We start from the raw sequence: 6,425 nt of genomic DNA, 5'->3' as shown, positions 1-6,425 counted from the left end.
AGTTTTCTTGGGAATATTTCCCAAAACAGATACCAATACCAGCCATTAACGCGTCAGACGAAATTTGGTACAATTGATCAGCCGCTGGCGCTTTCTGTGTATTATGAAGGCCAAGAGAAGGACAAGTATGAAACCTATTTTGGTGCGGTGAAAACAATTTTCGCTACGACGCCTAATTTCACAATGAAATTTATCGGTTCCGTTTTTCATACTTTAGAACAGGAACATTTTGATATATTGGCGCAATACCGCCTGGGGGAGGTGGACTCAAATATAGGGTCAGATACTTATGGGGACGTTGCTTTCACTAGAGGAATCGGTTCTCAGTTAAATCATGCTCGGAATGATTTGGATGCATTGATTGTAAATGCTGAAGTAAAAGGGTTCCACGATTGGAGAAAAAACGAAATAGAATGGGGGATTAAATATACTCGTGAATCGATTCGCGATCGGGTCGTGGAATGGGAAATGATCGATTCGGCTGGGTTTTCGATTAACCCTCCGATTATTGACTTGCCTAAAAATGACCAGCCGTACTCATCTTACCAAGGGCCGTTGGTTCCATATCAGAATATCCGTGCGACCAATTTCAATACGATTAATCGATTTTCGGGCTACGGGCAATGGAGCAGGAAGGGAAATTTAGGCGCTAGCGAGGTTTGGTACAATGCTGGATTGCGAGTGCATAACTGGGAAGTTTCAGGAGCAAATAGCAAAGGGGATGCGCAGTTTACCTTCAGCCCGAGGGCACAAATTGCATTAAAACCGGATTGGGATATGGAAATGGTTTTTAGACTATCCGGAGGATTGTACCATCAGCCTCCTTTTTACAGGGAGCTTAGGGATGCCGACGGTGTTGTACAGCCCCATGTCAAAGCGCAGCAATCAGTTCATCTGGTATTGAGCGATGATTATAGTTTTAAAATATGGAATCGCCCTTTTAAACTGGTTTCGGAACTGTATTATAAATCTTTAACTGACGTGAATACCTATACTATCGATAATGTGAGGATACGCTACGCCGCTTCCAATGTTGCAAAGGCTTATGCACAAGGGCTCGACCTTCGACTGAACGGGGAATTCGTTCCCGGAACTGAATCCTGGTTGAGTTTCGGATATCTTAAAACAGAAGAAAACAGCAACAATAGAGGATACATCGCCAGACCGACGGACCAGAGGCTTAAATTCGCGCTTTTGTTTCAGGATTATATGCCTAATATTCCAAGTGTGAAATTGTATTTGAATCTGGTTTACAATACCGGACTGCCGGGAGGTTCTCCGTCCTATTCGGATCCTTATTTGTATCAAAACCGACTGAACGATTACCGTAGGGTAGACGTGGGTTTCTCTAAAGTATTTATCGATGCTAACTCTGGGGAACAAAATACGAGTTGGTTTGGGAATTTCAAGGAACTTGCCTTAGGACTGGAAATCTTTAATCTTTTCAACAATCAAAACGCAATTACCAATACCTGGGTTCGGGATGTGTATTCCAAAAACGAGTACGCCATACCAAATTATATGACCACAAGGGTTTTCAACGTTAAGTTGAGTGCCAAATTATAGCAAACGGGCAATGCTGTTATGGAGCCAGCGGGTACGTTTTATCGCATAAATATCAGAAGCATTTTTAAAAATGATTACATTTGGGTTTATTTTTTAATATTACATCATTATGAAAAAGTTACATATAGCATTATTGGGTATGACAATGTTACTTTTGGCCAGCTGTAAGGAAGAGATGGAGAAGCCAAAAGTTATTTATGATGCCACGAATAAAGGAAAGGGAATCGAAAAAATGGATTCTACCCAAGTCGCCATTTCCGACTTGCCCATCCAGATGGAAGGAACCAATTACTTGATTCATCCAATCGCTGATTTGCGTGTCTATGAAAGAGGCACGAAAGCCAGATACGGTTCCTCAAGCGTGATAGACCTCAGTTTTACCATTTCCAATTATGGCGAAAATGAAATTACGGGATATTTGCAGAATCTCAAATTTCAAAGGACTGACTCCGATTCTATACATGCATTAACGAACAAACCTGCCTTGATTCTTACTGCGACCTATCTAAAATCAGTCTCGGACAAAGCTAAAAAACAAGTTATGGCGTACACTATGTTTGATATGGACACGAATAGAGACGGAAAATTGGATACCAGTGATATCAAATCCTTGTATTTGAGCAACATCAGCGGTAAAAAATTCACTAAAATCTCCGCTGATTTTCAGGAATTGATTGATTGGAATTTGATAGAGTCAAAAAACCGTTTGTATTTCAGAACCGTTGAAGACACCAACAAAAATGGACAATTTGATAAAAATGACGTAGTGCATTATAACTATGTTGACTTGTCAATTGACGAATGGAAAGTTTCCAGCTACGAACCGATATAAATTAAGGAATACACTTTAAATCAGAATGTCGCTCTCAAGATCTGATTTTTCGATGGCGAAATCAAATCCAAGTTGTTTTACCAGTTCAATGACCAGGTTTTTATACCAGTTCTCAGATTTTGGGTGTATGTAAATTTTTTCGATCAGCTGATCGATGTTCACATTAATTTTTAGGCCATCGTTGAGGGTTATTTTGTTTTCGGCAACGTCGGTAATGATGCGCACTTCGCGCTCGTATTGGAAGCTTTTTCGCTTAAATAAGAAAGGAAAAAACATGTCGTCAAATGGGATGTATTCCTTTTTGTAGTCGATATAGTTTACTTCCCCGATGAACTGTTTGTAGTTATTTTCAGGGTTTAAAGCGTTTTGTAGCCTCCCTATCGTTGACTGAATAGCCAGTCCTTCGCTGTTTTGAGTGAAAATTTGCCACATGGCAAAGGATTCGTATTCGTTAATGTGCCAGCTGCTTATAGCCACCCTTTCTCGGTGGGTCTTGTAAAATTGCAAAAAATCGGGATTGTTGATCGAAAGCTTTTTTATTTCTTCGAAAGTAGGCTCGCTAAATGTACCTTCATATTGGTCCTCGAACTTATCGGACCTTGACATGAATAGTTTCCTGGACATCAACAAATCCAAGAACTTGGACAAGTCTAAATACTTCCAAACAATAGTGTCCGGATCATCGGTAAGATTGATATTTGGGTTGTTGATATACATTTTAGAATTTAAAGGTATTTAAATATTAAAGCAAAAACAACCAATTTCATTGATTCCAATTTCGATTTTTGGGTTTCCGCTACTCAAATGACTGCATCGACACCAGTTTGTTGTACATGCCGTTAAGGGCAATCAGTTCGTCATGAGTTCCTTGCTCGACAATTCTTCCTTTTTGCATCACTACAATAGAGTCTGCTTTTTGAATGGTTGAAAGACGGTGCGCAATGACAATCGATGTCCTGTTTTGCATCATATTTTCTAAGGCGACTTGCACAAATTTCTCGCTTTCGGTATCCAATGCGGAAGTTGCCTCATCCAAAATCATGATTGGAGGATTTTTCAAAACGGCACGAGCAATAGACAGTCGTTGCTTTTGTCCGCCAGAAAGCTTGTTTCCACTGTCTCCAATGTTGGTGTGTATTCCTTTAGGTAAGTCCTTCACAAATTCATAAGCATTAGCGATTTTTAGCGCCTCGATAATCTCGTCATCCGTGGCGTTTTGTTTCCCTAATGAAATGTTCTCTTTTATCGTTTCATTAAACAATATGCTGTCCTGTGTCACCAATCCCATCAAGCCGCGAAGCGATTGTAGGTTGATGTCTTTTATATCAGTCCCGTCAATGCTGATCGTTCCTTCGTTCACGTCATAAAAACGGGTCAGTAAGTTGGCAATCGTACTTTTTCCGCTTCCGGATTGGCCTACGAGCGCTATTGTTTGCCCTTTTTTTACCTGAAGGGAAAAGTCTTTTAAAACAGTCTCCTCTTCATATTTAAAATTGACATTTTTGATGGTTATATCCGAATCAAAAGTGTTTTTTTCAATAGCATTTTTCTTAGAAGTAATTTCATTTTCAACTTCCAGAACTTCAAAAACACGTTCTGCGGCGGCAAGTCCGTTTTTTACGGAATAGGAAGCCTTAGAAATCGCTTTTGCCGGCGTAAGAATGTTGAATGCCAAAGTCAAATAAACGATGAAGGCGGAGCCGTCCAATGTTTTTTCCACTAAAACCAAATTCCCCCCATAAAATAGTAAGATTGCAATTGTGGTGACCCCTAAAAATTCGCTTAATGGTGTCGCCAGATTGTTTTTGCTTCCTATACTGTTTGTTAAATTCAGTAATCGGGTTACCGAATTGTTGAACCTGCCTTTGAAATTCGTTTCGGCATTGTAACTTTTAATCACTTTCAGACCGCCTAAAGTTTCGTCGACAATAGAAATCAGGAAGCCGCTTTCTCTTTGCGCCTGCAATGATTTTGCCCGTAAATTCTTAGCGACTTTTGAAATGATCCACCCGGAAATGGGCATAAAAATCAAAACAAATAAGGTGAGTTTTAGGCTTATGATAAACATGGTCACCAAAGCAAAAATAATGGTCAGAGGTTCTTTTACCACTAATTCCAGTATGGAAAAAAAGGAGTTTTGCACTTCATTTACATCACCAAGCATTCGAGCCATGATATCTCCCTTTCTTTTTTCGGAATAGTAAGAGATGGGCAATTCCACAATCTTTTTATACATTGATTTCCTCAAGTCCCTTAAAACACCGTTTTTCAGGTGCATTATGTGATGCGAAGCGAGATAATTAAATAGGTTTTTGAACAAAAACGTTGTGATCACCATTAAAACAACAAACAAAAGGGCAACTTGAATGCCATTGTCCTTTGTCAATTCGGATATTTTATAATACAATAAATCAGAACCAAACTGCTTCAAGTTTCCTATCCCCGTATATACCGGCTCTTTCAGTACGACTTTGGTTTTTCCAAAAAGCACCTCAAGCACCGGGAAAATAGTCAGCATAGAAATAGTGCTGAAAAATGCATACAGTACATTGTATATGATATTCCAGACAATATGTTTTTTGTACGGTTTTGTATAGGGAAGAAGCTTTATTAAATTTTTGTCCATTACTTTAGTTCAATTGCATTGCAATAATAATATTTTTAATCTTTTCGTTTAAAACAGCATCCACCTCTTTGAAATTTTCAACGGAATCCAGTTCGGCATTTACGCTGATGTAGAATTTTATTTTCGGTTCAGTCCCACTTGGTCTGGCACAAATTTTAGAGCCGTCTTCGGTGTAATAAATTAGCACGTTAGATTTTGGGATGTCCATTGTTGTGATTGAATCATCCAGTAAGTTTTTTGCTGTCGAAGACTGATAATCTTCCACCATTATGACCCTTTGGCCGTTTATTTCTTTCAAAGGATTTTCTCGCAGATCAACCATCATTCGGTTGATTTCCTGAAGCCCTTCCATTCCTTTTTTGGTAATGGAAACCAAATACTCTTTATAAAAACCATTCTCTACGTATAGTTGTAATAGTTCTTTGTAAACGGAACTGCCTTTGGCTTTGGCCTGAGCCGCAACTTCGCAGATCAATAAAGTGGCTGCAACGGCATCTTTGTCACGAACAGCATCGCCCACCATATAACCGAAACTTTCCTCGCCACCACCAATGAATTCCAACTCAGGAAAATCCTTAATCATCTTGGCAATCCATTTGAAACCAGTCAATCCCACTTTGCATTCCACGCCGTAGTTTGTTGCTAATTCCATCATCATAGGAGTCGAGACAATCGTAGAACCCACAAATTGTTTACCATTGATTTTGCCCGCTTTTTTCCATTGTTCCAATAGAAATGCAGTCATCAAAATCATCGTTTGATTTCCGTTTAGCAACGTCATTTGTCCTTCGTTATTTCGAACAGCAACGCCCAATCTATCGCAATCAGGATCGGTCCCAACAACGATATCAGAATTCGTTTTGTCCGCTAATGCCAATGCCATTGTCAATGCTTCCGGCTCTTCAGGATTTGGGGATTTTACTGTTGGAAAATCGCCGTTCGGAACTCTTTGTTCTTCAACAATATGTACATTGGTGTAACCTGCCTGCGATAAAGTGTCAGGTACTAGCGTTATGGAAGTGCCGTGCAAAGAGGTAAATACTACGTGCAAATTTTCTTTTGCTGCAACAGGCGTATTAAAGCTTGCGTTTTCAATTGATGATTTTATAAATGCGGTATCGACGTCAGTATCGATGTAGTGAATTAAATCTTCGTTTGCATCAAATTTGATTTGGTCAAAGTTTAAATTTTCAATTGTATTAATAATGCCTTCGTCTTCTGGCGGTACGATTTGACCACCGTCTTCCCAGTACACTTTATATCCGTTGTATTCGGGAGGATTGTGTGACGCAGTAAGTACGATTCCACATTGGCAGCCCAAATGTTTAACGGCAAATGATAATTCAGGTGTCGGTCTTAATTCCGAAAACAAATACACTTCAATTCCGTTGGCAGAGAAAA

General features: G+C 39.4%; 4 protein-coding genes and 1 pseudogene. 2 read left to right on the top strand and 3 right to left on the bottom strand.

Annotated elements, in window-relative coordinates; translation table 11 throughout:
• Together VIH09_RS02915 and VIH09_RS02910 are read left to right on the top strand one after the other, a co-directional pair.
• Window positions 1–1,566, top strand: a pseudogene (locus tag VIH09_RS02915) (TonB-dependent receptor); the annotation flags it as partial.
• A gap of 109 nt (window positions 1,567–1,675) precedes the next feature.
• The gene (locus tag VIH09_RS02910; RefSeq protein WP_331577699.1) at window positions 1,676–2,398 is read left to right on the top strand and encodes a hypothetical protein; all 723 of its coding nucleotides are present in this window, start codon (window positions 1,676–1,678) and stop codon (window positions 2,396–2,398) included.
• A 15-nt stretch (window positions 2,399–2,413) separates the two neighbouring features.
• Here the strand turns inward: VIH09_RS02910 and VIH09_RS02905 are convergent, their stop codons facing one another.
• From VIH09_RS02905 to VIH09_RS02895, 3 genes are all read right to left on the bottom strand, one after another.
• A complete protein-coding gene (locus VIH09_RS02905; RefSeq protein ID WP_331577697.1) occupies window positions 2,414–3,115 on the bottom strand; it encodes a hypothetical protein in 702 nt (233 codons plus the stop codon).
• A 79-nt stretch (window positions 3,116–3,194) separates the two neighbouring features.
• Window positions 3,195–5,024 (bottom strand): ABC transporter ATP-binding protein, encoded by a 1,830-nt coding sequence (locus VIH09_RS02900; RefSeq protein ID WP_331577694.1) that lies wholly within the window; start codon window positions 5,022–5,024, stop codon window positions 3,195–3,197.
• Between the two features lie 4 nt (window positions 5,025–5,028).
• Window positions 5,029–6,425, bottom strand: a 1,397-nt coding sequence (locus tag VIH09_RS02895) for a phospho-sugar mutase (RefSeq protein ID WP_331577692.1), incomplete at its 5' end; no start/stop codon positions are given.

The organism is Flavobacterium sp. (assembly GCF_036515215.1).
Classification (GTDB): Bacteria; Bacteroidota; Bacteroidia; order Flavobacteriales; family Flavobacteriaceae; genus Flavobacterium.
This window is presented reverse-complemented; position numbering and strand designations above follow the sequence as displayed.